Origin of the sequence: Roseixanthobacter finlandensis (assembly GCF_043195105.2) — a bacterium.
Lineage (GTDB): Bacteria > Pseudomonadota > Alphaproteobacteria > Rhizobiales > Xanthobacteraceae > NCEH01.
Genome location: NZ_CM195536.1, coordinates 3,876,155 through 3,895,922 on the forward strand (window position 1 = coordinate 3,876,155; position 19,768 = coordinate 3,895,922).

The following is a 19,768-nucleotide window of genomic DNA, read 5'->3' on the forward strand; positions in this document are numbered from 1 at the left end:
AGCGCGCCTATTTGCGCGCCGCCGCCAGGACTTCCGTGATGGCGGCGATCACCGCCTTGGGATCGTCGTCCTGAATATAATGTCCCGATTTGGGGATCAGGCGGTTCACGCCCACCGTGGAATTCGCCGCCAGCCGATCATGCAGCTGCATCCACAAGGCATTGGCCGGCCCACGCTCGGCCTCGGGCATGTTGGGCATGGCGTTGCCGGCGGTCAGCACGATCAGCGGCAGGGCCTTGAAGCTGCCCTTGGCGGCATCCAGCTCGCGGTCGTCGCGGGTGGGGTTGGCGGCATTCATCGAGAACATGTTCTCGTGCTCGGACAGCATGGCCTGCCAATAAGAGACGGTCATGCTCCAGCCATTCTCCACCGCCGCCAGCGCGGCATCGGCACCGGCGGTCACATTGCCGCAATCGGCGAGGATCTGGCTGCCCGGCTTGATGTCGCCGACCTTCGCGGCGGCAAGGCACTTCACAAGCAGCGCCCGCTGGCTGGCATTGGCCTGGTAATAGGATTGGGTCACCGGGGCCATCAGCTTTTCCTGATTCGCGACCGCCGGATCCACCAGCATCATGCCCGCCAGATCGTCGAGATGGCGATCGGCGAAATAGACCGCGTTCATCCCGCCCATGGAATGGGCCACCAGCACGATCGGCCGCTCGATCTGCGCCGCCAGCAGCATCTTGTGCAGGTCGCGCGTCATCACCGCCAGGTTCTGCGGCTCGGGGGTGGGATCGCTGAAGCCGAGGCCGGCGCGATCATAGGCGCAGGCGCGGGTGAGCTTGGCGATCTCCCCCTGCACATAGCGCCAGGTCACCGAGGTCTCGCCGAAGCCGGCCTCAAAGATCACCGTCGGGCTGCCGCTGCCCTGGCACACCAGGTTCAGCCGCCGCCCCTCGTCGATATCCACCAATTGGCCGGGCTTGCCATAAAGCGCCTGGTCAAACGGCTGGCCCGTCTGCGCCATGCAAGGAACGGCCGCCATCATGCTCGCGACGGCCACAAGACCTAAGTTTAGCCAGGACATAATCCACCCCCCATGCTGCGAGGTGGCCTTAGCGGCAAGATGTTTCAGCGTGACGACGAATCGAGGAGGACATCGGATTCATCTCGATTTCGGCGAGATTTCCGGGAATGAACTCAATGTCGGGCGAACATTCGGGCGAACAGCGCCGAAATCCTGCGGTCATGTGCCGGGATCCGGCACGAAACCGATTCTAAGCTCCAGCTTATCGCGCGGATTGCGTGGTCAACACCACTTTCCCCTTCACCCGCCGGCCGGCAATCTCTCCGAGCGCGTCGGCGCAGTTCTCCAAAGGGAAGGTGGTATCCACATGGGCCGAGATGCGGCCCGCCCGGGCATGGCCGATCAGTTCCTCCGCCGCCGCCCGCAGCCAGGGCACATCGCGCCGCGCCTGCGCCCCGAATGCCACGCCGCGGGCGTCACAATTCTTCAGCAGCAACAGGTTGAGCGGCAATTTCGGGATCTCTCCGGCGGCGAATCCGATCACCAGAAGCCGCCCGCACCAGCCCAGCGCCCGCACCGCCTGTTCGGATTGCGCCCCGCCCACGGGGTCGAACACCACATCGATGCCCCGCTCCCCGGCAAGCGTCTTCAGCGCGAGCTTAAGGTCTTGCTGCGTATAGTCTATTCCCTCGTCGGCGCCATGCGCGCGGGCAAAAGCGAGCTTGTCCGGCGCGGAGGCGCAGGCGATGACGCGGGCGCCCAGGATCTTGCCAAGCTCCACCGCCGCCAGTCCTACCCCGCCCGCCGCGCCGAGCACCGCAAGTGTTTCTCCCGCCTTCAATTCTCCGCGATCCCGCAGAGCATAGAGGGCCGTGCCATAGGTGACGATGAGACCCGCCGCGCGCACCAGGTCGAGATCGTCCGGCACCGGGGCAAGGGTCTGCGCCTTCACCACCACCTTCTCCCGCGCGGCACCGCTGGTCATGTAGCCGGCCACCCGGTCGCCGATCCGAAGACTGTCCACGCCCTTGCCCAAGGCACTGACATATCCGGAGAATTCCGCACCGGGCGAGAATGGCAGGGGCGGCTTGTGCTGGTAGAGGTCGCGGATGATCAGCGTATCGAAGAAGTTGAGGCCGACCGCCGCCACATCTACCACCACCTCGCCAGGACCCGGCACCGGGTCCGGCAGATCCTGGACCACCAATTGCTCCGCCGGCCCGTGGCGCACGCACATGACAGCCTTCATGCCCCCATCCCCATCATCCTCGCCCCATGGCGCAGAACGGCCCGCCGCAGCCTTGCCGAAACCGGCGGAACCGCGCGATCCTTCCCTCGAAACCGGGGATGGCGCCCATGGCGTCTTGTCAACTCACGGCCCTGGCCGCAAAGGATGCCAGAGCGTTAAGAAAGCAAAAGCAGTCTGTGTGCCATTTTTTTGTCGGCGTCCACATTTAGGGGCATTGAAGCAGCCCGCTGCGCTGCCTTTCCTGCACCGCGTTCAGATCTAGGAGAAGTCATGGCTCCGTTCCGCACACGCCTTGCCGTCCTCGGCGGCCTCGTCGCCGCTTTGGTCGCAGGTCCCGCGTTCGCCCAGCAGGCGCAGCCCAAGCCGGTCGCGCAGTTCGGCGATTGGAGCGTCTACGTCAGCGCCACCCCCAACGCCAAGGTCTGCTACACCATTTCCCAGCCCAAGGACCGCCTGCCCGCCGGGCTGAAGCGCGATCCGGCTTACTTCTTCATCTCCACCCGCCCAGCCGAGAATGTGAAGAATGAGATCAGCCTGACCATGGGCTTCGGGCTCAAGGAGGCGAGCGAAGCCAAGCTGACCGTCGGCACGCAGACCTTCGCGCTTTATACGAAGTCGGAAGGCGCTTGGGTCCGCAATGTCGCGGACGAGGGCAAGATGGTGGAGGCGCTGCGCAAGGGCAGGGATGTGACGGTGGTGAGCATCTCCGCGCGGGGCAATACCACCACCGACAAATACGGCCTCGCGGGCATCGCCCAGGCGCTCGACCGCGTTGCGCAGGAATGCAAATAGCCGCGCGCGGCGGCCCCGGCGCGTAGCCGCGCGCGGCGGCCCCGGCGCGGGCGCTTTGCCCGAACCGCGCCGCAATCCTTGCATCTAAAGGGCCTGAAGGATCGGATCGCGTCCGTCGTGCGGCTGGCATGGCGGGCGCGAAACCATTATGTGTGACCCAATGACGCTCGTGATCGACACCCTCCCCGCCGCTTCGCCGGCCGCGCCGCCCGTTTCCCTGCCCTCGCTCGTGGGGCTGGACCGGGAGAAGCTGGGCCGCGCACTCGCCGCAGTGGGCGTCGCCGAACGCGACCTGCGCATGCGCGTCAACCAGCTCTGGCATTGGATCTATCTGCGCGGCGCCCTCGATTTCGACGAGATGACCAACGTCTCCAAGCATCTGCGGGCGACGCTGGCGCAGGCCTATTCGCTGGAGCGGCCGCAGATCGTGGTGGAGCAGGTGTCGCAGGACGGCACCCGTAAGTGGCTGCTGCGCCTGCCGGCGGACACGCCCGGCGAGAAGCCGCACGAGGTCGAGTGTGTCTATATCCCGGAGAGCGACCGCGGCACCTTGTGCGTCTCCAGCCAGGTGGGCTGCACGCTCAATTGCTCGTTCTGCCACACTGGCACCCAGCGCCTGGTGCGCAATCTTTCCGCCGCCGAGATCGTGGCCCAGGTGATGGTGGCGCGCGACCGGCTCGGCGATTATCCCGGCCGCGACCGCGCGATCGGCCCCGGCCTGCCGACGGAGGGGGATCGCCTCGTCACCAACATCGTCTTCATGGGCATGGGCGAACCGCTCTATGCCTATGATTCGGTCGCTGAATCCATCGAGATCCTGTCGGATGGCGATGGCCTCGGTCTCGGCAAGCGGCGCATCACCGTCTCCACCTCCGGCGTGGTGCCGGAGATCGAGCGGCTCGGCCGTGAGGTCGCGCCCATGCTCGCCATCTCGCTGCACGCGGTGCGCGACGATTTGCGCGACGTTCTGGTGCCGATCAACAAGAAATACCCGCTGGCGCAATTGCTTGAGGCGTGCCGCACCTATCCGGCCGCCTCCAATGCCAAGCGCATCACGTTCGAATATGTGATGCTGAAGGGCGTCAACGACAGCCCGGCGGACGCCAAGGCCCTGGTGCGGCTGCTGGACGGCATTCCAGCCAAGATCAACCTCATCCCGTTCAACCCCTGGCCCGGCACCCAATATGAGTGCTCCGACTGGGAGACGATCGAGAAATTTTCCGACATCGTGTTTCGCGCCGGCTATGCAAGCCCGGTGCGCACCCCGCGCGGACGCGACATTCTCGCCGCCTGCGGTCAGCTCAAGAGCGAGACGGAAAAGCTTTCCGCCCGCGAGCGCCTGGCCCTGCGCGCCATGGCGGCGGCAGCCGAATAATCGTTCCGCATCAGGCTTAAGGCCCCGCGCCCCATGGATTCCGTCTTCCGTCTCCTGTTGCGGCTCATCCTCATTCCCGCCGGATATGTGGTGGCCATCTGTGCCGGCACGGCGGTGATCCTGTTCGGCCAATGGCGCATCGGCACCCTCTTCGCCACGGCGCCAGAAAGCCCGGATACCGTGGTGATGCTGGTGGACGCGCTGTTTACCGCCGGCTTCCTGGTGGTGTTCCTGGTCTCCACCATGTGGCTGGTTGCGGCCATCGGCGTGCTGTTTTCGGAAATGTTCGCCGTGCGCTCCTGGATGTTCCATGTGGCGAACGGCGCGGCTTCCGCTTTTGTCGGCGCCCAACTCTTCCCCACCCTCAGTGGCGAGCGCATGCCCGTGGCGGACCCGTTCTACATCCTCGCGGCGGGGTTGGCGGGAGGACTTGCCTATTGGCTGGTGGCGGGATGGAGCGCAGGCTTCTGGAAGCCCATGCTGCTCTCCTCCGGCCAGGGGCGGCTTCCTCCACCCCCGCCGCCCGCCGAAACACCGCCGGCGGGCTGACTAGGCAGCGGGCTATTGGGCAACTGCCCGCGGCACGCCCGCGATCTGCAGTGCATGGTCCAGCGCCATTTCCAGCCGGTCATTGCCCCAGAACAACTCCTTGTCTGCCGTGACGAAGGTGGGCGCGCCGAATATGCCGAGCGCCCGCGCCTCCTCCACCGTCGCGCGCAGCTTGTCCTTGTTGGCCTGCGTCTCCGCCTGGTCGATCACTTCGTCGCAGAAATGGCCGAGGCCGGCGAGCACCTGCCGCACCACCGTGCGGTCGGAGATATCGCGCCCCTCGGCGAAGGCGGCGCGGAACAGGGCGCGCGTGAAGGCCGGCCGGGACGCATCGTTGAGCCGCGTCGCCACGCGCGCGCCGAGCAGGCCGTTGACCGGAAAATTCTCCGGCCGGGTCACGGGCGGCAAGCCATAACGCGCGGCAAGCCGCTCCAGGTCGCGCCACATATGCGCGCCCTTCAGTGGGTAAACGTTAAACGGCGAGGTCGTATAGCCCTGGGCGGCGAAGATCGGCCCCAGCAGGAACGGCTTCCATTCCACACCCACGCCCGCTGCTTCCGCCAGCGGCGCGAGGCGACTCGCGGCGAGATAGGAATAAGGCGAGGCGAACTCATAGTAGAAATCCAGCGTGGCCCTGGTCATCGGCCCCTCCTCGGGCTAAATCGGCCGGAGTTTGCTGCCGGTCCGCGCATCCCCGCAAGGGGTTGGATCAAACCGTACCGGGAAACGGGCGGATACGCACCGCGCAGGGGCACTGAGGGGAAACACAGGTGATCCGTTGAAGCTCGTGCTCTTCTTCGCCCTCGTGACCGGCGCGGCCGTCGCGATCCTCTTCACGGTGTTTCCGCAATGGGATCTCGCGATCACCGGGCTGTTCTGGGACGCGGGCTCGCGCAGTTTCCAGATCGCCGCCTCGCCCCTCGGCAAGATGCTGCGCAGTGCCGGCAATATCATTCCCTGGCTGTTCGCGGGGCCCGCCTTTGCGGCGATCATTCTCAAGCTGCTGTTTCCCAAGGCGCCCATGTTCATGAGCGCGCGCGCGGCGTTGTTGCTGGCCTTGTCCATGGCGCTCGCGCCCGGCCTGCTGGTGAACGGGGTGCTGAAGGAATATTGGGGCCGCCCCCGCCCGGTGCATGTGGAAACCTTCGGCGGCAAGGACGTCTTCAGCCCCTGGTATTCCACCGACGGCACCTGCCCCGGCAATTGCTCCTTCGTGTCCGGCGAGGGCTCGCTCGGCTTCTGGATGCTGGCGCCCGCGAGCCTGGCCCCGGCGCCTTTGCGGCCCGTCGCGGTCGGGGCGGCGCTGGCGTTCGGCATGGCGGCGGGCGGCCTGCGTATCGCCTTCGGCGGACATTTCTTCACCGATACGGTGTTCTCTGCGCTGCTGACCATCCTCGTCATCGTCGCGCTGCGCTGGCTCCTCTACGACCGCAAGGGCGCGCTCTCCAGCGCGACGCTGGAGGACGGCATCGGCAAGCTCGGCCTCGCGCTGAACACGCTCTTGCTCGCCCTGATGCGCGCGCTCTGGTGGGTTTCGCGCACCGCCATGCGCAAGATCGCCCATGCCCTGCGCGCCCTCCCCTTGCCATGGCGACGCTCCGGCCTATAGTCCGCGCGCTCTTCAAGGCCCTGTATTTCGAGAGATGAGATGGCGCGCGACGTGAAGAAGGTGGTCCTGGCTTATTCCGGCGGCCTGGATACCTCGGTGATCCTGAAATGGCTCCAGACCACCTATGGCTGCGAGGTGGTGACCTTCACCGCCGACCTCGGCCAGGGCGAGGAGCTTGCCCCCGCGCGCGAAAAGGCCCTGCTGCTGGGCATCAAGCCCGAGCACATCTTCATCGAGGACGTGCGCGAGGAATTCGTGCGCGACTATGTGTTCCCCATGTTCCGCGCCAATGCGGTCTATGAGGGGCAATATCTGCTCGGCACCTCCATCGCGCGCCCGCTGATCGCCAAGAAGCAGATCGAGATCGCCCGCAAGGTCGGCGCCGACGCAGTGTCCCATGGCGCCACCGGCAAGGGCAACGACCAAGTGCGGTTCGAGCTCGCCTATTACGCGCTGGAGCCGGAAATCACCGTCATCGCGCCGTGGCGCGAATGGGACCTCACCTCCCGCACCCGCCTGCTGGAATTCGCCGAGAGCCACCAGATCCCGATCTCCAAGGACAAGCGCGGAGAAGCCCCGTTCTCGGTGGACGCGAACCTGCTGCACTCCTCCTCCGAGGGCAAGGTGCTGGAAGACCCCGCCGACGACGCGCCGGAATATGTCTACCAGCGCACCATTTCGCCGGAAGACGCGCCCGACAAGGCGACGCTCATCACGGTTGATTTCGAGAAGGGCGACCCGGTTGCCATCGACGGCGAAAAGCTCTCGCCCGCGAGCCTGCTGGCCAAGCTGAACGAGCTCGGCAAGGCCAACGGCATCGGCCGCCTGGACCTGGTGGAGAATCGCTTCGTCGGCATGAAGTCGCGCGGCGTCTATGAGACCCCCGGCGGCACCATCCTGCTGGTGGCCCATCGCGGCATCGAAAGCATCACGCTCGACCGCGGCGCGGCGCATCTCAAGGATGAGCTGATGCCCCGCTATGCGGAGTTGATCTACAACGGCTTCTGGTTCGCCCCCGAGCGGGAAATGCTCCAGGCGGCCATCGACCATTCCCAGGCCTATGTCACCGGCCGCGTCACGCTGAAGCTCTACAAGGGCAATGTCAGCGTGGTCGGCCGCGAGAGCCCCTATTCGCTCTACAACCAGGATCTCGTGACCTTCGAGGAAGGCGCGGTGGCCTATGACCATCGCGACGCGGCCGGCTTCATCAAGCTAAACGCCCTGCGCCTGCGCACCCTCGGCAGCCGGGCGCGCAAGACCTCCTGATCCCTTCAGCGGGCATCGGCCAGCAAAGCCGGTGCCCGCGACAGTTTCAAGTCCGGGAGCCTTCATGCAGCCAATCCAGATCGCGGTGGTGCCGGTCACCCCGTTCCAGCAGAATTGCTCGATCCTGTGGTGCACGGCCACCAACAAGGCGGCAGTGGTCGATCCCGGCGGCGACCTGCCGCGCATCCGCGCCGCGCTGGCGGAGACTGGGGTGGAGGTGGAGAAGATCCTCCTCACCCACGGCCATTTCGACCATGCGGCGGGCGCTGCGGAGCTGGCGGAGAGCCTCGGCGTGCCGATCGAGGGCCCAAACGCAGCGGACCAGTTCCTTCTGGACGCGGTGCCCGAGACCGCGGCGAAATATGATTTCGAGGGCCGCGCCGTAACCCCGGACCGATATCTCAGCGAAGGCGAGACAGTGCGGATCGGCGATCTTACCCTGGATGTATTGCAGGTGCCGGGGCATACGCCGGGCCATGTGGTGTTCGTCCACGCCCCCTCGAACGTCGCCATCGTGGGCGATACGCTGTTCAAGGGCTCGGTGGGCCGCACGGATTTTTCCTATGGCAATGCCGAGCAGCTGATCGAGGGCATCATCTCCAAGCTGCTGCCGCTGGGCGATGCCATGGTATGCCTGCCCGGCCACGGCGCCGTCACCAGCATCGGCGACGAGCGCGCGACCAATCCCTTCCTGCCGCGCTGATCGCCCGCCGGGGCGCTCGCGCTCAGGCGGCGCGGGGATTGGACTTGCGATCCGCCACCGCAACGCAATTGCGGCCGGAATTCTTGGCTGAATACAGCGCGAAGTCGGCGCGTTCGATCACCTCGTCCACGTCCCGGTCCCCGGGCTGCGCCAGCGCCGCCCCGAAGCTGACCGTCACCGCGATCTCCCGCCCCTCGAAGAGAACCCGGCTCGAACCAATGGCGCTGCGCATGCGCTCGGCGAGCGCCATCATGCCGGCGCGATCCACATTCAGCAGCAGGACGACGAATTCCTCGCCGCCGAAGCGCGCAACACGGTCATGCTGGCGCAGCGCTGCGCCGATGGAGGCCGCGACGCTGCGGATCACCGCGTCGCCGGCGGGATGCCCATAGACGTCGTTGACGCTTTTGAAATGATCGATATCGGCCATCAGAATGCCCAGCCCGTCGCTGGTGCGCGAGCCGTTCAGGGCCGCATCGGCAACGGTGAGGAAAGAGCGGCGGTTGAGCAGGCCCGTGAGCGGATCGGTATCGGCAAGCTGGCGCAATTGTTCCATATCCTGCTGATATTGCTCGGCCGTGCGCACGAACTGCGCCTCCACCGAGCCGAGCCGGCGCAACAGGGCACGCAGGGAGCCGGACAATTGCATCACCTCCAGGCTGCCGCGCTGGTGCGGGAGGTTGGTGGCGTCGGGGTCGCGGCCGATCTGGGCGGCGGCCCGCGTCAGCGTCACCAATGGGCGGGCAATCTTCCGCGCGAACCAATAGGCCCCCAGAAAGGTCACCGGCAGGGCCAGGAGGCCGATGCCGAGAATGGTCAGGGCAAGGCGGGTCGCGTCGGCGAAGGCAACGGCCGCATCCTGCCGCGTGACCACGATCCAGCCGAGGCCCGGATAATCGCCATTGCGTCCCGTGACGGCAAAGCCGGTGAGCATGCGGTGTCCCTCGCTCGTGTCGACGAACGCGCCGCTGCGCTGGTCCATCATGGAGGCGATGACCTCGTCCGAGAACGGCTGCGGGTTCGGCGATTTGCCGAACAGCAACCGCCCGTCGCGCCCGATCAGCCACACCTGGGTCGCCCCCTCCTTTGGCGCGATGTCGTTGAGCAGCTCGGCCCATTTCACGCTCAGATGCGCGCCGATGGTCCCAAGGATGCGATTTTCCGGGGAATAGACGGGCAGGGATATGTCGACGAAGCGCGTCGCCTCGTCTGAGTTGGGCAAGGCCAGCAGGTGAACGAGCAGTTCCGCCTCTTCCGCATTGCCCAAGGTGGGAACGTTCAGCCCGTTGCGGAACCAGTCGCGCGGCAGGACGGACGTGCCTTCGAGCACGCGGCCGGTGGCGGCCAGGACCAAGCCGTCGGGACCGGCAAAGCCGATCCAGACGTAGCGCGGGCGCGACACCTTCAATTGTTCGATCACATCGCGCACCTCGTCCGAGCTGTCTTGCCAGATCCGGCTCAGAGGGCGCATTTCCGCAAGCTGAAGGATATCGCGATAACGCTCCGACAGATCCAGGTCGAGACGCTCCGCAAGGGAAGCGGCCTTCGCCGCCATCTCGGTCTTCAAATGCGCGATCAGCCCGCGCCGGCTCACGCCCGCGCTGGTGAGCGCAACGGCCGTCAAGGTAACAAGGCCGATCATCGCCATGGCGAATGCCATCTGCTGGCCCACCGTCAGGCGATCCTGCAAATGGTGCAATCGCAGGCGCAACCGGTGAAACACGCCGCTCATCCTTCATTCGTCCCGCGCAACGCCGCCGCGCGGGGCGCACGACAGCGGAACCACGCACATACCTGCGTGGCCTGCTTCCGAATAACGCACAAGGCTTTCGCGAGGCTCGCCCCAGGGCGACCCGCCGCAAAAGGCGGGCGGGCGGTATGAGAGGTCCTAGATTGTAAGCCTGACTTATATTAAGTAATCCATATCATGACTGAAACGCCCCTCGGCTTCTTGCTCGTGGACGCCGCCCGCCTCTATCGCGCCGCCATTGACCGCGCGTTTGAACAGACCGGCCTCGGTCTCACCGCCGGTGAAGCGCGCACCTTGGTCTATGCCAATCTGCATCCGGGCCTGCGCCAGACCGCGCTGGCGGTGCGCATGAATGTGGAGCCCATGACCCTCGTGGGATTCCTCGACAAGCTGGAAGCCCAGGGGCTGATCTCACGCACCCCGGATCCGAGCGATCGGCGGGCCAAGACGGTCAATCTCACGCCGGCGGCGGACGCCATTCTCACGTCCGTGCTCGCCGCCGCCGCCCGGGTGCGCGTCGGCGCGCTCGACGGCCTGTCGGAAGGCGAGAAGGACACCTTCCGCAAGGCGCTCGAACAAATCCGCTCCAATCTCTGCCTTTCCGCCAAGGATGACGCGCAATGACCCCCGTCATGTCGCAGAACCGCACCGCCATCATCGGCGCGCTGATCGTCGTGATCGGCCCGCTGTCGATGTCGCTCTATACGCCCGCTTTGCCGGCGCTGGTGCATGCGTTCGATTCGACGCCGTCCGCCATGAAGCTGACCTTGAGCGTCTATTTCTGCGGCTTCGCCTTTTCCCAATTGCTGTGCGGCCCGCTTTCCGACGCCTTCGGCCGGCGGCCCGCCGCGCTCGGCTTCTTCGCAATCTATGTGGCGGGAAGCCTGGTCGCGGCCTTTGCGCCGGACATGGTGTGGCTGGTCGTGGGACGCGGGCTCCAGGGGATCGGGGTGGCCGCGGGCCCGGCCATATCGCGCGCCATCGTGCGCGACCAGTTCACTGGCCAGGCCTCGGCGCGCATCCTCAATCTCATCGGCACCATGCTGGCCATCGGCCCGGCGCTGGCGCCGACCGTGGGCGGCGCGATCCTGGTGACGTTCGGCTGGCACCCGATCTTTTTCGTGATGGTGGCCTACGGCCTCCTCGTGGTGCTGCTGCTGGCTTTCGCCGTGCCGGAGACCAATCACCGGCCCGATCCCGCCCAGGCGCGGCCGGCGCGCGTGTTCGCCAATTACAGGACCTTGCTCCTCGATCGCGGCTTCATGCGCATGAGCCTGCTGATCGGCTTCACGCTCGGCGGCATCTATACGCTCGCCGCCATCCTGCCATTCGTGCTGATCGAGAAGATCGGCCTGTCGCCGACCCAGTTCGGCTTCGCGATGATCTGCCAGACCGGCTCCTACATGCTGGGCACCATCGTGGCCGGGCGCCTGATGAAGAAGATCGATGCCGTGCACCTGATTCCGGTCGGGCTCGGCTGCGCGCTGGTGGCGGCGGCCGGGCTCGTGGTGGTGCCGCCGCTTTTCCCCCATGCCTTTCTCGGCGTCATGGGGCCGGTGGCCTTGTGGGCGTTCGGCGTGGCGATGCTGCTGCCCGGCTCGACGACGATCGGGCTCGCCGGCTTTCCCACCATGGCCGGCTCGGCCGCCGCGCTGATGGGCTTCATGCAAATCGGCGGCGGGTTCGTCGGCTCGCTGGTGGCGAGCACCTTCGGCGATCCCGGCGCAGCGCTGATGCTCGTGGTGCCGGGCATGGCGAGCATCGCTTTGCTCGGCTTCGTGCTGCTGCGCCCACGCCATGGCGCGGCGGAACCGGCGGTCGCGCCGGGCTTGGTGGATGAGGCCGACCTTGAGATCGCGACCGATCCCGCCGGCCTGGTCGGCGCGGCCGGTGACGAGATCGAAACCCACATCTTCCGCAAATCGGCCTGATCACCCGGCTACTCGTCCCCCGGCGTCCTCAGTCGTGATCGCCGTGGGACAGGCGGATGCGACGCACCAGCGACCATACCGCCAGCACCGCCACCGGCACGGCGAGCGCGGTGACGAGGCCCGGCTCCAACTCCAGCCCGACCGCCGCGTCGAGATGCCCTTCATGCAGGCCCTCCGCCAGCAGATGGACGAGGCTCACCACATAATAAGAAATCGCCGCTACGGAGAGCCCTTCCACCGTACGCTGCAGGCGCAATTGCAGGCGGGTGCGCTCGTTCATAGAGGTGAGTAGGTCGCGGTTCTGCTGCTCCAGTTCCACGTCGACGCGGGTGCGCAGTAGGTCGGCGGCGCGGGCGAGCTTGGCGGAAATGTTGGACTGGCGCTCTTCCACCGACAGACAGGTGCGCATGGCCGGCGCCATCCGCCGCTCCAGGAATTGTTGCCAGGTGGGAAAGCCGGCGACCTGTTCCTCGCGGATGGTGGCGAGGCGCAGGCGCACGATCTCCGAATAGGCCCGGCTGGCGCCGAAGCGGAACAACGAGGCGGTGGCCCCGGCCTCCAGTTCGGCGGCGAGCGCGACCAGTTCGTCGAGCAAAGCGTTATTGGCCGCCAGCCCCTCGGACTGGCGCATCTCGTTGGTGGCCTGGGCGAGGCGCGCCTCGATCTTGCCGATCTGCGGCGCGAGACGCTGGGCTTCCGGCAGGCCGAGCAGGGCGAGCAGGCGATAGGTCTCGATCTCCAAGACCCGCTGCACCAGCGCGCCCGCGCCCTCCGCCCCGAGCCCCCGGTCGCGCACCAGGATGCGCACGAAGCCCGACGGGTCCGGCTTGAAATCGGTGACGATCTCGGCCGCATTGTTCACCACGTCCGAGCGGGCGAGGCTCGCGCGGTCAAACACCGCATCGAGTTGCAGGTCTTCCGCCGTATCGGTGGCGAGATGCAGGTCCACCGCCACCAGCAGCGGCCCGGGCGCGGGGATCTGCGTCAGCGGTCCCGAGAGCGCCAGCGCCGGCGGGTGGAAGGGCAGCACGCCCAGGCCCAGCTCGGTGGAGGGAAAATCCCAGGTATAGGTGGAGAATTCCGCATGGCTCTCCCAGCGCAGCGTCGCGCCGCCGAACGAGACGCGGTGATGCTTGGCGCCGGGCGCCGGCCCCTGCACGCCGCGCGCGACGCACAGATCGTTCACTGCCGCACGCGCCGCCTGGGCGTTCGCGGGATCGGTGAGGAAGGCCACGTGCAGGAACCGGCGCGGGGTTTCCACCGGGAAGAAGGGGCGGGCATGCAATTCCCCCAGCACCGCCGCGCGCAGGGGATGCGCCTCCAGGATTTTCCCTTCGCCGATGCCGAGATCCGCCGTGCCCATTCTCTTCCCATCTCCGCTCGAAGCCGCGCGACCGGCGGGCGGGCCGGTGCGATTGCAGGCGCCCACGCGGTGCTTGCACGGCGCCGCCCCGGTTTCAAGCGCGGACGATGATGCAGCGCGGCAGGGCCGACGGGGTGCGCCGGCCCCTGACCCGCGCCGATCCTGCCATTGCCTCAGCCCGCCGTCAGCCCCGACAGGTGGGATGTGTCGTTGAGGCGCAGCAGCTTGGCAGCCGTGCCGTTCCATTCGATCACGTTCAGGTTGCATGGCTCCTGGGCGAACCGCCAATAAGCGGAGAGCGGCAGGTCCAGCAGATGGGTCAGCAGGACCCGGTTGACGCTGTCATGGCCCACGAGCACCACCGTTTCGCCCATGTGGGCCGCGCCGATCCGGCGCACCAGATCGGCGGCGCGGACCGCCAGATCCTGCAGCGATTCCCCGCCGGGAAACCGCATGAGCTGCGGCGCCGTGTGCCAGAGCGCATAGAGATCAGGAGCAGCGGCCTGCGCCTCCTCATGGGTCTCCCATTGCCATTGGCCGTAATCGATGTCGCACAGCGCATCATGGGCTTCGCTCGATATGCCGCAGGCGGCGGCGATGGCGGCGCCCGTGGCGATGCAGCGGCCGAGCGTGCTGGTATAGACCTTCACCGGCTTCCAGGTGGCGGCGATGCGCTGTGCCACCGCCTGCGCCTCCTGCTCGCCGAGCGGCGACAGGGCCACCTCGATGCGGCCGCGAAAGCGTTCCGGCTTGATGCCCGGCACATGGCCGTGGCGGGTGAGGATGAGGGTGGTCAAGGGGGCTCCCGCGTTCAGATTCGCCCAGAAGCTTAGCATTGGCATGCGGGCGACGGCGTGACAGCGGAACGGCCCGTGCTCGATGCCCTCGTCTTCGCCGCCGGTGCGGGCTTGTCAGACCTTCCGCGCGACTGATCCCGCCCGCCTCGCGGCCCGCCCCGGCCTGAGCGAAAAACGGAACCGTCCGGCCGCCGGAGACTTGTCCTACCGAGCCGCCACGCATGCGTCGGCGCCCCCCATCGAAAGGTTCATGATGCGGAAAGTCGCTATTTTCGCTGCCTTTATGGTAGCTGCCTCCCCCGCCGCACTGATCTCCAGCGCCCAGGCGCAGGCCCCCGGACAGCCGGGCTATCATCATCCCACGCCGCCGCCCGGTCCCCACGGCCAGCCGGGGTATCACAGGCCGCCGCATGCGCAGGCCAACCCCTACGCATGGCGCAAAAAAGGTGGGCACATTCCGCGCGGCCATGGTCAAGTCGTCACGGATTACCGACGCCACGGCCTGCGCCAGCCGCCGCGTGGCTATCATTGGGTGCGGGACGGAGACAATTACATCCTCGCAGGCGTCACCAGCGGGATTATTTCCAGCATCCTGAACGCCACACGATGATGATAGATGGCCGGGCCGGATTGGCCCGGCCATTTTCAGCAGCTCTTCTGCTCTGACAACACGGCTAATTCTCGTCGTCGTCTGGAGGAAGCCGGTTCACTTCCTTCGGAAAATGTGTTGCCGCAACGCCTAAACCTACCCCGCCGCCCATTCCGCCGCCCGCGCCCATTCCTCCGCTGCCTCCCTTTCCCCCGCCGCCACGACGGGACCCATCATCCCCCCCGCTCGGCCTTTCCCTTTCCGCTCGCACCGGCTGGGCGCGTCGGGCCTTGCATGGGAAGCTCGAGGCCCGGCGGGATGGGATCGAGATCGAGGGCGTCACGCACGAAGTCGCGCAGCGAAATGACCAGTTCGTGCGTATGGACCGGCCGCCCGGCAACGAGTTCGCGCACCGCTTGAGCCGCGAGGCGGACCTGCTGGTCGGTACCGAGCAAAATGATGTCCGACAAGGCCGCTTCCACCGCGTCCCGAACCCGCCGCCCGCGCTCGGAGCCGGAAGGAAGATCCAACACCTCCGCAGACACGGCCTCCGCGCCGAGCTCCCCGCTGCGCTGGCGCAGATCGCGCAGGTGCGTGGGATCGACGGTCAGATCCCCGGTGAACGACCCGCCGAGCGTCTTGTAGGCCGCGATCAGCGTGCGCAGGCGCTCATTGATCTGGCGGTTCATGCGCTCGCGGCGTTGCTGGATGGTAAACATCACCACAAGGCGAATGCCGACACCGATGAGCGTGACCAAAGCCAGGCCGATCAGCGTCACCAGCAGGCTCTCCCAGGAGCTGAAATCGATGTTTCGCAGCGGTGCCTCCACGATTGGGCGGGAAAAAGGGCGCGGTTTGGAAATAAGCCCTGAACCTTCAGCTGGAAGATCATAGGCAAAACGGGGAGCCTCTTCGCGAAAATTACAATTCTCTTTCGCCGTGCCTCAAGAAAACGCTCTGAAGCGCCAATCGGATCCATCGGCTCGGCCGGCCAGTCCCACCCTCAGAGATGCATCAGCGCGCGCACCCCGGCCCTTCGCTCTGCGCCGTGGAAAGCCCGCTTCGCCACCGCCGTCTGCTCAACCAGGTCGGCGCTACCCTGCCCGGACTATTTCGGCTTAAAAGTTCCATCATCGAGGCGTCTCAATCGCATCCCCGCAGCTCCGGCTTGCGGCGGCCAGCCTGAGGCATAGATTTCTTCTAATAATCGACGCGCGGCTTGCGGCTCAACTGCGAGCGTTGCGGTGGCCGCGTTCAAGCGCACCTGCATGTTTGGGTAGCCATAGAGAACCATGAGAGCACGCCTCTCATCTCCTGGACGCAACTTCATTTCATCCTCTATTGCTACTTTTTCGTCGTAAAGGCGATTATATTTACTTATTTTGCCATCATCCAAAGCTGAATATTGCAACATGCCGATCTGCGCATAGGCATCGACTAGGTTCTGTTGACAAAGGCCGGTAGCCAGATTTTGGCGGCGGCGAGATTGAGGAAGGCGAGGAAGGATTTCGCAGTTTTGTCGTATCGAGTGGCGATGCGCCGGAACTGCTTCATCCGATTGAACATGCGCTCGATACGGTTGCGGTCCTTGTAGCTCTGGAAGTCACAGGCGACCGGCTCTCGCCGGTTTGATCTGGGCGGGATGACAGGCAAGATGCCGTGGACGAGCAGGCTTTGCCGAACTTCATCGCCATCATAGCCCTTGTCCGCGAGCATCAGCCTGGGCTTGGCAACATCGAAGTCGAACAGGTCCGGCACGGCCTCGTAGTCCGACGTCTCGCCGCCGGTCAGAACGAAACCCAGAGGGCGTCCTTGACCGTCCGCGCGGGCGTGGATCTTGCTCGTAAAGCCGCCGCGGCTTCGACCAAAACCCTCCTTATGAGTCCCCCTTTTGCGCCGGCGGCCTGACTGTGGCCCCGGACGGTGGTGCTGTCGATCATATGCTGCCAGTCGTCGGTCAGCCCGAGATCGACCAAGGTCTGGAGCAAGGCGTCCCACACGCCCTGCTCGGCCCAGCGCCGGAACCGGACATAGACCGAGTTCCATTTACCGTAGCGCTCGTGCATGTCTCGCCACGGGCACCCAACGCGCAGCACGTGAAGCATGCCATTCAAGAAAGTGCGATTGTCGTAGGACGGACGGCAACCCCGACCACGCTCGGCAGGCAGCAACGCGCCGATGATCGTCCACTCTTCGTCCGTCACATCACCGCGATTCATGATTGCCTCCTTCGGGGGAGGAGGGTTGAATCATGGGAAATGCGAACTTGGAATCCTTTGATGATGGTCGGATCCGAAATCGTTCCTCCCGATCGCGCAGACCTGGCAGATCAATGGATTATGCGAGGCACGCGAATGAGCATTGAGGGGGATGCAGCCGAAATCGATGCTCTCCTGTCAACAGAGCTGATCCATCTCGCAGCAACGGAGGGGGGCTGGCGCAAGCTCTATCGACATCGCGCGACCGGCAGCTTTTGGGAACTATCCTATCCCCAGAGCGAGATGCACGGCGGAGGGCCAAGACGCCTTCGCGAACTATCCCTGACAGCGCCCGAGCAGTGGCGATGAGCCACTTTGTCAACAGAACCTAGCTCATTCGTCTGTATTTCGTTTAATATCCGCTTCTTCATGGTTTTAGAACCCCATGATCAACGAGAGCTTCGAGGCCAACCCTCTGTCGCTCAGCCCAACTTTTATCCTTCAGGAATCCGCGCGGTGAAAGGCCGTCATATTCCGCATTTTTACTTTGATACCACGCCGTTATCTCCCAACGCTTCAGCCTGGAGATCCGCACCAGATTTTCCGGCCCCTCGATCATCTCGCGCGGAATCCGAGTAATTTTGCTGCCTGCTTGACAAACTGGGCGCACATCGGACTGCATCTGTTTGGCCTATGTCGGTTTAAAAACTCCATTGTCTAGATTTCTCAGTCGCATTCCCGCATCAAGGGCTTGGGGAGGCCATTGCGACGCCTGGATCTCCTCGAGCAACTGCCGCGCAGCTTCAGGAGCGACAGCCAACGTTGCCGTTGCGGCATTCAAGCGAACTTGCATGTTAGGATAGCCATAGAGCACTTTGAGAGCACGCCGCTCATCACCTGGGCGCGACTTCAATTCATCTTCCATTTTTGTTCTTTCTTTAAAGAGCCGATTATATTTTTCAAGATGACCTAAATCCAACGCATTATATTGCAATATCCCGATGCCAGCGAAGACATCGACAAGTTAATTTGTCTGCATCTCGCTCAGTTTCGGCTTTTTCACGGCTTTAGCACTCCGCCTTTAATCAAAGCATCGAGACCAAATATTTTCCTCTCACCCCAACTCTTGTCCTTTAGAAATGTTCGTGGGGAAACCCCTCCAATATCTGAATTAGATGTTTGATACCACGCCGTAATTTCCCAATGCTTCAGCCTGGAGATCCGCACCAGATTTTCCGGCCCCTCGATCATCTCCTTTGGAAAGCCCGCTTCGGCCGCCGCCGTCTGCTCAAGCAGGTCGGCGCTACCCTGCCCGGACTATTTCGGCTTAAAAGTTCCATCATCGAGGCGTCTCAATCGCATTCCCGCATCGTAAGCTTGTGGCGGCCAGCCAGATGCATAGATTTCCTCTAATAATCGACGTGCCGCTTGCGGCTCAACTGCGAGCGTTGCGGTGGCCGCGTTCAAGCGCACCTGCATGTTTGGGTAACCGTAGAGAACCATGAGAGCGCGCCTCTCATCTCCTGGACGCGACTTCATCTCCTCCTCTATTTCTCCTTTTTTCGTCATAATGGCGATTATATTTACTTATCTTGCCATCATCCAAAGCTGAATATTGCAACATGCCGATCTGAGCATAGGCATCGACAAGCTCATTCGTCTGCATTTCGTTTAGTATCCGCTTCTTCATGGCTTTAGAATCCCATGTTTGACGAGAGCTTTAAAGCCAACCCTCTGAGGCTCAGCCCAACTTTTATCCTTCAGGAATCCGCGCGGTGAAAGGCCTTCATATTCATCATTTGCCCTTTGATACCACCCGCTGATCTCCCAATGCTTCAGCCTTGAAATCCGCACCAGATTTTCCGGCCCCTCAATCATCTCCGGTGGAAAGCCAGCTTCGGCCGCCGCCGTCTGCTCGACAATATGATGCACGTCGGTTCCCGCTGCGGGTGTTTTCACAGCCGCCTGAAGTTCCGCCAAGGTCTTTGGCGGCTCAAGATAGGCCATGATGTAGGGACTGTAGACGTCAATGACCCATCTCGCCCCTTCCAGCACGCCTATAAAGAGCTTGGCGTGCAGGTTGGCGCCGGCACGAACCGCACGCAGCAGCCAGCCCGCAGCCCGCTTCACCGCTTAGAGCCGGATCTGCCCATGTTGATTTGCCCACGGCAATTCAACATGGGCAGTGAATCCGCCTCTATTCAATAAGTTAGAGGGCGATTCACCGCCCATAGGGAACCACTAAGTGGTTCCCTATGGGCGGATCGCACTCTGCGTGCGGTCCTGCGCGGTGGGCGGCCCGCGCGGGGAACCGGCGGCGGCTCCTCAAGAGGTGGGCCGCCGTTGTCTCCGATTTCCGGGACACGCGGCGTGATAGTGATGCGGGGCGGGTCGCCCTCCTGCCATGGCGGCAGCTGCGGGCTGCCGCGCCGGCGCGTCCGGGGCTTGAACGCCACCGGCAGAATTGCGATGCCGCCCGGCCCGCCCCACTGCCCGCCATCGGGATGATTGCGTGGAACGCGCGGCTGGTAGGGATTGAAATTCGCTTTGCGGACCGCCTCGCGCAGCCGCAGGGTCTTGACGAGAAAACTCAGCTCCGCCAAAGCCGCGCGTATCTCCAAAAGCTCTCG

The 19,768-nt window shown here is 64.7% G+C and carries 23 protein-coding genes and 1 pseudogene; 10 read left to right on the plus strand and 14 right to left on the minus strand.

Annotated features, from left to right (window positions below):
• Positions 1-7: 7 nt before the first annotated feature.
• Positions 8-967: an alpha/beta fold hydrolase gene (locus V5G24_RS18225; protein ID WP_394080406.1), complete on the minus strand. Its 960-nt coding sequence runs from the start codon at positions 965-967 to the stop codon at positions 8-10.
• 262 nt (positions 968-1,229) lie between these two features.
• Positions 1,230-2,216, minus strand: coding sequence for an NADPH:quinone oxidoreductase family protein (locus tag V5G24_RS18230; protein WP_394080404.1), 987 nt, complete (start codon positions 2,214-2,216; stop codon positions 1,230-1,232).
• Between the two features lie 270 nt (positions 2,217-2,486).
• On the opposite strand from V5G24_RS18230, the gene V5G24_RS18235 reads away from it, so the two are divergent.
• From V5G24_RS18235 to V5G24_RS18245, 3 genes are all read left to right on the plus strand, one after another.
• Complete coding sequence (locus V5G24_RS18235; RefSeq protein WP_394080402.1) at positions 2,487-3,008, plus strand: invasion associated locus B family protein; 522 nt, start codon at positions 2,487-2,489, stop codon at positions 3,006-3,008.
• A gap of 148 nt (positions 3,009-3,156) precedes the next feature.
• Entirely contained in the window at positions 3,157-4,383 is a 1,227-nt protein-coding gene (rlmN, locus tag V5G24_RS18240; RefSeq protein ID WP_509292254.1) for a dual-specificity RNA methyltransferase RlmN, read from the plus strand.
• Positions 4,384-4,416: 33 nt separating this feature from the next.
• Entirely contained in the window at positions 4,417-4,932 is a 516-nt protein-coding gene (locus V5G24_RS18245) for a hypothetical protein (RefSeq protein WP_394080398.1), read from the plus strand.
• 12 nt (positions 4,933-4,944) lie between these two features.
• Here V5G24_RS18245 and V5G24_RS18250 read toward each other — a convergent pair whose 3' ends face one another.
• Positions 4,945-5,574 (minus strand): 2-hydroxychromene-2-carboxylate isomerase, encoded by a 630-nt coding sequence (locus V5G24_RS18250; RefSeq protein ID WP_394080396.1) that lies wholly within the window; start codon positions 5,572-5,574, stop codon positions 4,945-4,947.
• 145 nt (positions 5,575-5,719) lie between these two features.
• Here V5G24_RS18250 and V5G24_RS18255 point away from each other — a divergent pair, with 145 nt between their 5' ends.
• The 3 genes from V5G24_RS18255 (at position 5,720) to V5G24_RS18265 (ending at position 8,510) form a co-directional block, all read left to right on the plus strand.
• A complete protein-coding gene (locus V5G24_RS18255) occupies positions 5,720-6,541 on the plus strand; it encodes a phosphatase PAP2 family protein (RefSeq protein ID WP_394082048.1) in 822 nt (273 codons plus the stop codon).
• A gap of 39 nt (positions 6,542-6,580) precedes the next feature.
• A complete protein-coding gene (locus V5G24_RS18260; RefSeq protein WP_394080394.1) occupies positions 6,581-7,807 on the plus strand; it encodes an argininosuccinate synthase in 1,227 nt (408 codons plus the stop codon).
• 64 nt (positions 7,808-7,871) lie between these two features.
• Positions 7,872-8,510, plus strand: a complete 639-nt coding sequence (locus tag V5G24_RS18265; protein ID WP_394080392.1) for an MBL fold metallo-hydrolase — start codon at positions 7,872-7,874, stop codon at positions 8,508-8,510.
• Positions 8,511-8,532: 22 nt separating this feature from the next.
• Here the strand turns inward: V5G24_RS18265 and V5G24_RS18270 are convergent, their stop codons facing one another.
• The gene (locus V5G24_RS18270) at positions 8,533-10,242 is read right to left on the minus strand and encodes a sensor domain-containing diguanylate cyclase (RefSeq protein WP_394080390.1); all 1,710 of its coding nucleotides are present in this window, start codon (positions 10,240-10,242) and stop codon (positions 8,533-8,535) included.
• A gap of 195 nt (positions 10,243-10,437) precedes the next feature.
• Between V5G24_RS18270 and V5G24_RS18275 the strand changes: the two genes are divergently transcribed.
• On the plus strand, positions 10,438-10,884 hold the full coding sequence (locus V5G24_RS18275) for a MarR family winged helix-turn-helix transcriptional regulator (RefSeq protein ID WP_394080388.1): 447 nt from the start codon (positions 10,438-10,440) through the stop codon (positions 10,882-10,884).
• Positions 10,881-12,191 (plus strand): multidrug effflux MFS transporter, encoded by a 1,311-nt coding sequence (locus V5G24_RS18280; protein WP_394080386.1) that lies wholly within the window; start codon positions 10,881-10,883, stop codon positions 12,189-12,191. The genes V5G24_RS18275 and V5G24_RS18280 overlap by 4 nt, the downstream gene beginning before the upstream one ends.
• Positions 12,192-12,219: 28 nt before the next feature.
• Here the strand turns inward: V5G24_RS18280 and V5G24_RS18285 are convergent, their stop codons facing one another.
• Both V5G24_RS18285 and V5G24_RS18290 read right to left on the minus strand, forming a co-directional pair.
• Positions 12,220-13,554 carry a DUF3422 family protein gene (locus tag V5G24_RS18285; RefSeq protein WP_394080384.1) on the minus strand — a complete coding sequence of 445 codons (1,335 nt, stop codon included), beginning with the start codon at positions 13,552-13,554 and terminating at the stop codon, positions 12,220-12,222.
• A 173-nt stretch (positions 13,555-13,727) separates the two neighbouring features.
• Positions 13,728-14,351, minus strand: a complete 624-nt coding sequence (locus V5G24_RS18290) for a histidine phosphatase family protein (RefSeq protein WP_394080382.1) — start codon at positions 14,349-14,351, stop codon at positions 13,728-13,730.
• A gap of 250 nt (positions 14,352-14,601) precedes the next feature.
• On the opposite strand from V5G24_RS18290, the gene V5G24_RS18295 reads away from it, so the two are divergent.
• Positions 14,602-14,961, plus strand: a complete 360-nt coding sequence (locus tag V5G24_RS18295) for an RcnB family protein (RefSeq protein WP_394080380.1) — start codon at positions 14,602-14,604, stop codon at positions 14,959-14,961.
• 212 nt (positions 14,962-15,173) lie between these two features.
• Here V5G24_RS18295 and V5G24_RS18300 read toward each other — a convergent pair whose 3' ends face one another.
• The 3 genes and pseudogenes from V5G24_RS18300 to V5G24_RS18310 form a co-directional block, all read right to left on the minus strand.
• The gene (locus V5G24_RS18300; RefSeq protein WP_394080378.1) at positions 15,174-15,719 is read right to left on the minus strand and encodes a hypothetical protein; all 546 of its coding nucleotides are present in this window, start codon (positions 15,717-15,719) and stop codon (positions 15,174-15,176) included.
• A 329-nt stretch (positions 15,720-16,048) separates the two neighbouring features.
• A complete protein-coding gene (locus tag V5G24_RS18305; protein WP_509292255.1) occupies positions 16,049-16,354 on the minus strand; it encodes a DUF2019 domain-containing protein in 306 nt (101 codons plus the stop codon).
• Between the two features lie 23 nt (positions 16,355-16,377).
• Positions 16,378-17,159, minus strand: a pseudogene (locus tag V5G24_RS18310) (IS5 family transposase).
• Between the two features lie 135 nt (positions 17,160-17,294).
• Here V5G24_RS18310 and V5G24_RS18315 point away from each other — a divergent pair.
• A complete protein-coding gene (locus tag V5G24_RS18315) occupies positions 17,295-17,507 on the plus strand; it encodes an Imm27 family immunity protein (RefSeq protein ID WP_394086234.1) in 213 nt (70 codons plus the stop codon).
• Between the two features lie 58 nt (positions 17,508-17,565).
• On the opposite strand, the gene V5G24_RS18320 is transcribed toward V5G24_RS18315, so the two are convergent.
• The 5 genes from V5G24_RS18320 to V5G24_RS18340 form a co-directional block, all read right to left on the minus strand.
• A complete protein-coding gene (locus V5G24_RS18320) occupies positions 17,566-17,820 on the minus strand; it encodes a hypothetical protein (RefSeq protein ID WP_394085724.1) in 255 nt (84 codons plus the stop codon).
• Between the two features lie 9 nt (positions 17,821-17,829).
• Positions 17,830-18,132 carry a DUF2019 domain-containing protein gene (locus tag V5G24_RS18325; RefSeq protein WP_509292256.1) on the minus strand — a complete coding sequence of 101 codons (303 nt, stop codon included), beginning with the start codon at positions 18,130-18,132 and terminating at the stop codon, positions 17,830-17,832.
• Between the two features lie 323 nt (positions 18,133-18,455).
• Complete coding sequence (locus tag V5G24_RS18330) at positions 18,456-18,707, minus strand: DUF2019 domain-containing protein (RefSeq protein ID WP_509292257.1); 252 nt, start codon at positions 18,705-18,707, stop codon at positions 18,456-18,458.
• Complete coding sequence (locus tag V5G24_RS18335) at positions 18,655-18,804, minus strand: hypothetical protein (protein WP_394085722.1); 150 nt, start codon at positions 18,802-18,804, stop codon at positions 18,655-18,657. Before V5G24_RS18335 ends, V5G24_RS18330 begins: the two co-directional genes overlap by 53 nt.
• 20 nt (positions 18,805-18,824) lie before the next feature.
• Positions 18,825-19,268, minus strand: coding sequence for a hypothetical protein (locus V5G24_RS18340; protein ID WP_394085721.1), 444 nt, complete (start codon positions 19,266-19,268; stop codon positions 18,825-18,827).
• Positions 19,269-19,768 lie beyond the last annotated feature (500 nt).

Coding starts and splice junctions, on each gene's coding strand:
- V5G24_RS18285 (WP_394080384.1), bottom strand. CDS start 13,554: ATGGGCACGGCGGATCTCGGCATCGGCGAAGGGAAAATCCTGGAGGCG.
- V5G24_RS18225 (WP_394080406.1), bottom strand. CDS start 967: ATGGCGCAGACGGGCCAGCCGTTTGACCAGGCGCTTTATGGCAAGCCC.
- V5G24_RS18265 (WP_394080392.1), top strand. CDS start 7,872: ATGCAGCCAATCCAGATCGCGGTGGTGCCGGTCACCCCGTTCCAGCAG.
- V5G24_RS18275 (WP_394080388.1), top strand. CDS start 10,438: ATGACTGAAACGCCCCTCGGCTTCTTGCTCGTGGACGCCGCCCGCCTC.
- V5G24_RS18295 (WP_394080380.1), top strand. CDS start 14,602: ATGATGCGGAAAGTCGCTATTTTCGCTGCCTTTATGGTAGCTGCCTCC.
- V5G24_RS18260 (WP_394080394.1), top strand. CDS start 6,581: ATGGCGCGCGACGTGAAGAAGGTGGTCCTGGCTTATTCCGGCGGCCTG.
- V5G24_RS18315 (WP_394086234.1), top strand. CDS start 17,295: ATGAGCATTGAGGGGGATGCAGCCGAAATCGATGCTCTCCTGTCAACA.
- V5G24_RS18305 (WP_509292255.1), bottom strand. CDS start 16,354: ATGTTGCAATATTCAGCTTTGGATGATGGCAAAATAAGTAAATATAAT.
- rlmN (WP_509292254.1), top strand. CDS start 3,157: ATGTGTGACCCAATGACGCTCGTGATCGACACCCTCCCCGCCGCTTCG.
- V5G24_RS18270 (WP_394080390.1), bottom strand. CDS start 10,242: ATGAGCGGCGTGTTTCACCGGTTGCGCCTGCGATTGCACCATTTGCAG.
- V5G24_RS18330 (WP_509292257.1), bottom strand. CDS start 18,707: ATGACGAAAAAAGGAGAAATAGAGGAGGAGATGAAGTCGCGTCCAGGA.
- V5G24_RS18235 (WP_394080402.1), top strand. CDS start 2,487: ATGGCTCCGTTCCGCACACGCCTTGCCGTCCTCGGCGGCCTCGTCGCC.
- V5G24_RS18280 (WP_394080386.1), top strand. CDS start 10,881: ATGACCCCCGTCATGTCGCAGAACCGCACCGCCATCATCGGCGCGCTG.
- V5G24_RS18320 (WP_394085724.1), bottom strand. CDS start 17,820: ATGCAGTCCGATGTGCGCCCAGTTTGTCAAGCAGGCAGCAAAATTACT.
- V5G24_RS18245 (WP_394080398.1), top strand. CDS start 4,417: ATGGATTCCGTCTTCCGTCTCCTGTTGCGGCTCATCCTCATTCCCGCC.
- V5G24_RS18335 (WP_394085722.1), bottom strand. CDS start 18,804: ATGCAGACGAATGAGCTTGTCGATGCCTATGCTCAGATCGGCATGTTG.
- V5G24_RS18230 (WP_394080404.1), bottom strand. CDS start 2,216: ATGAAGGCTGTCATGTGCGTGCGCCACGGGCCGGCGGAGCAATTGGTG.
- V5G24_RS18250 (WP_394080396.1), bottom strand. CDS start 5,574: ATGACCAGGGCCACGCTGGATTTCTACTATGAGTTCGCCTCGCCTTAT.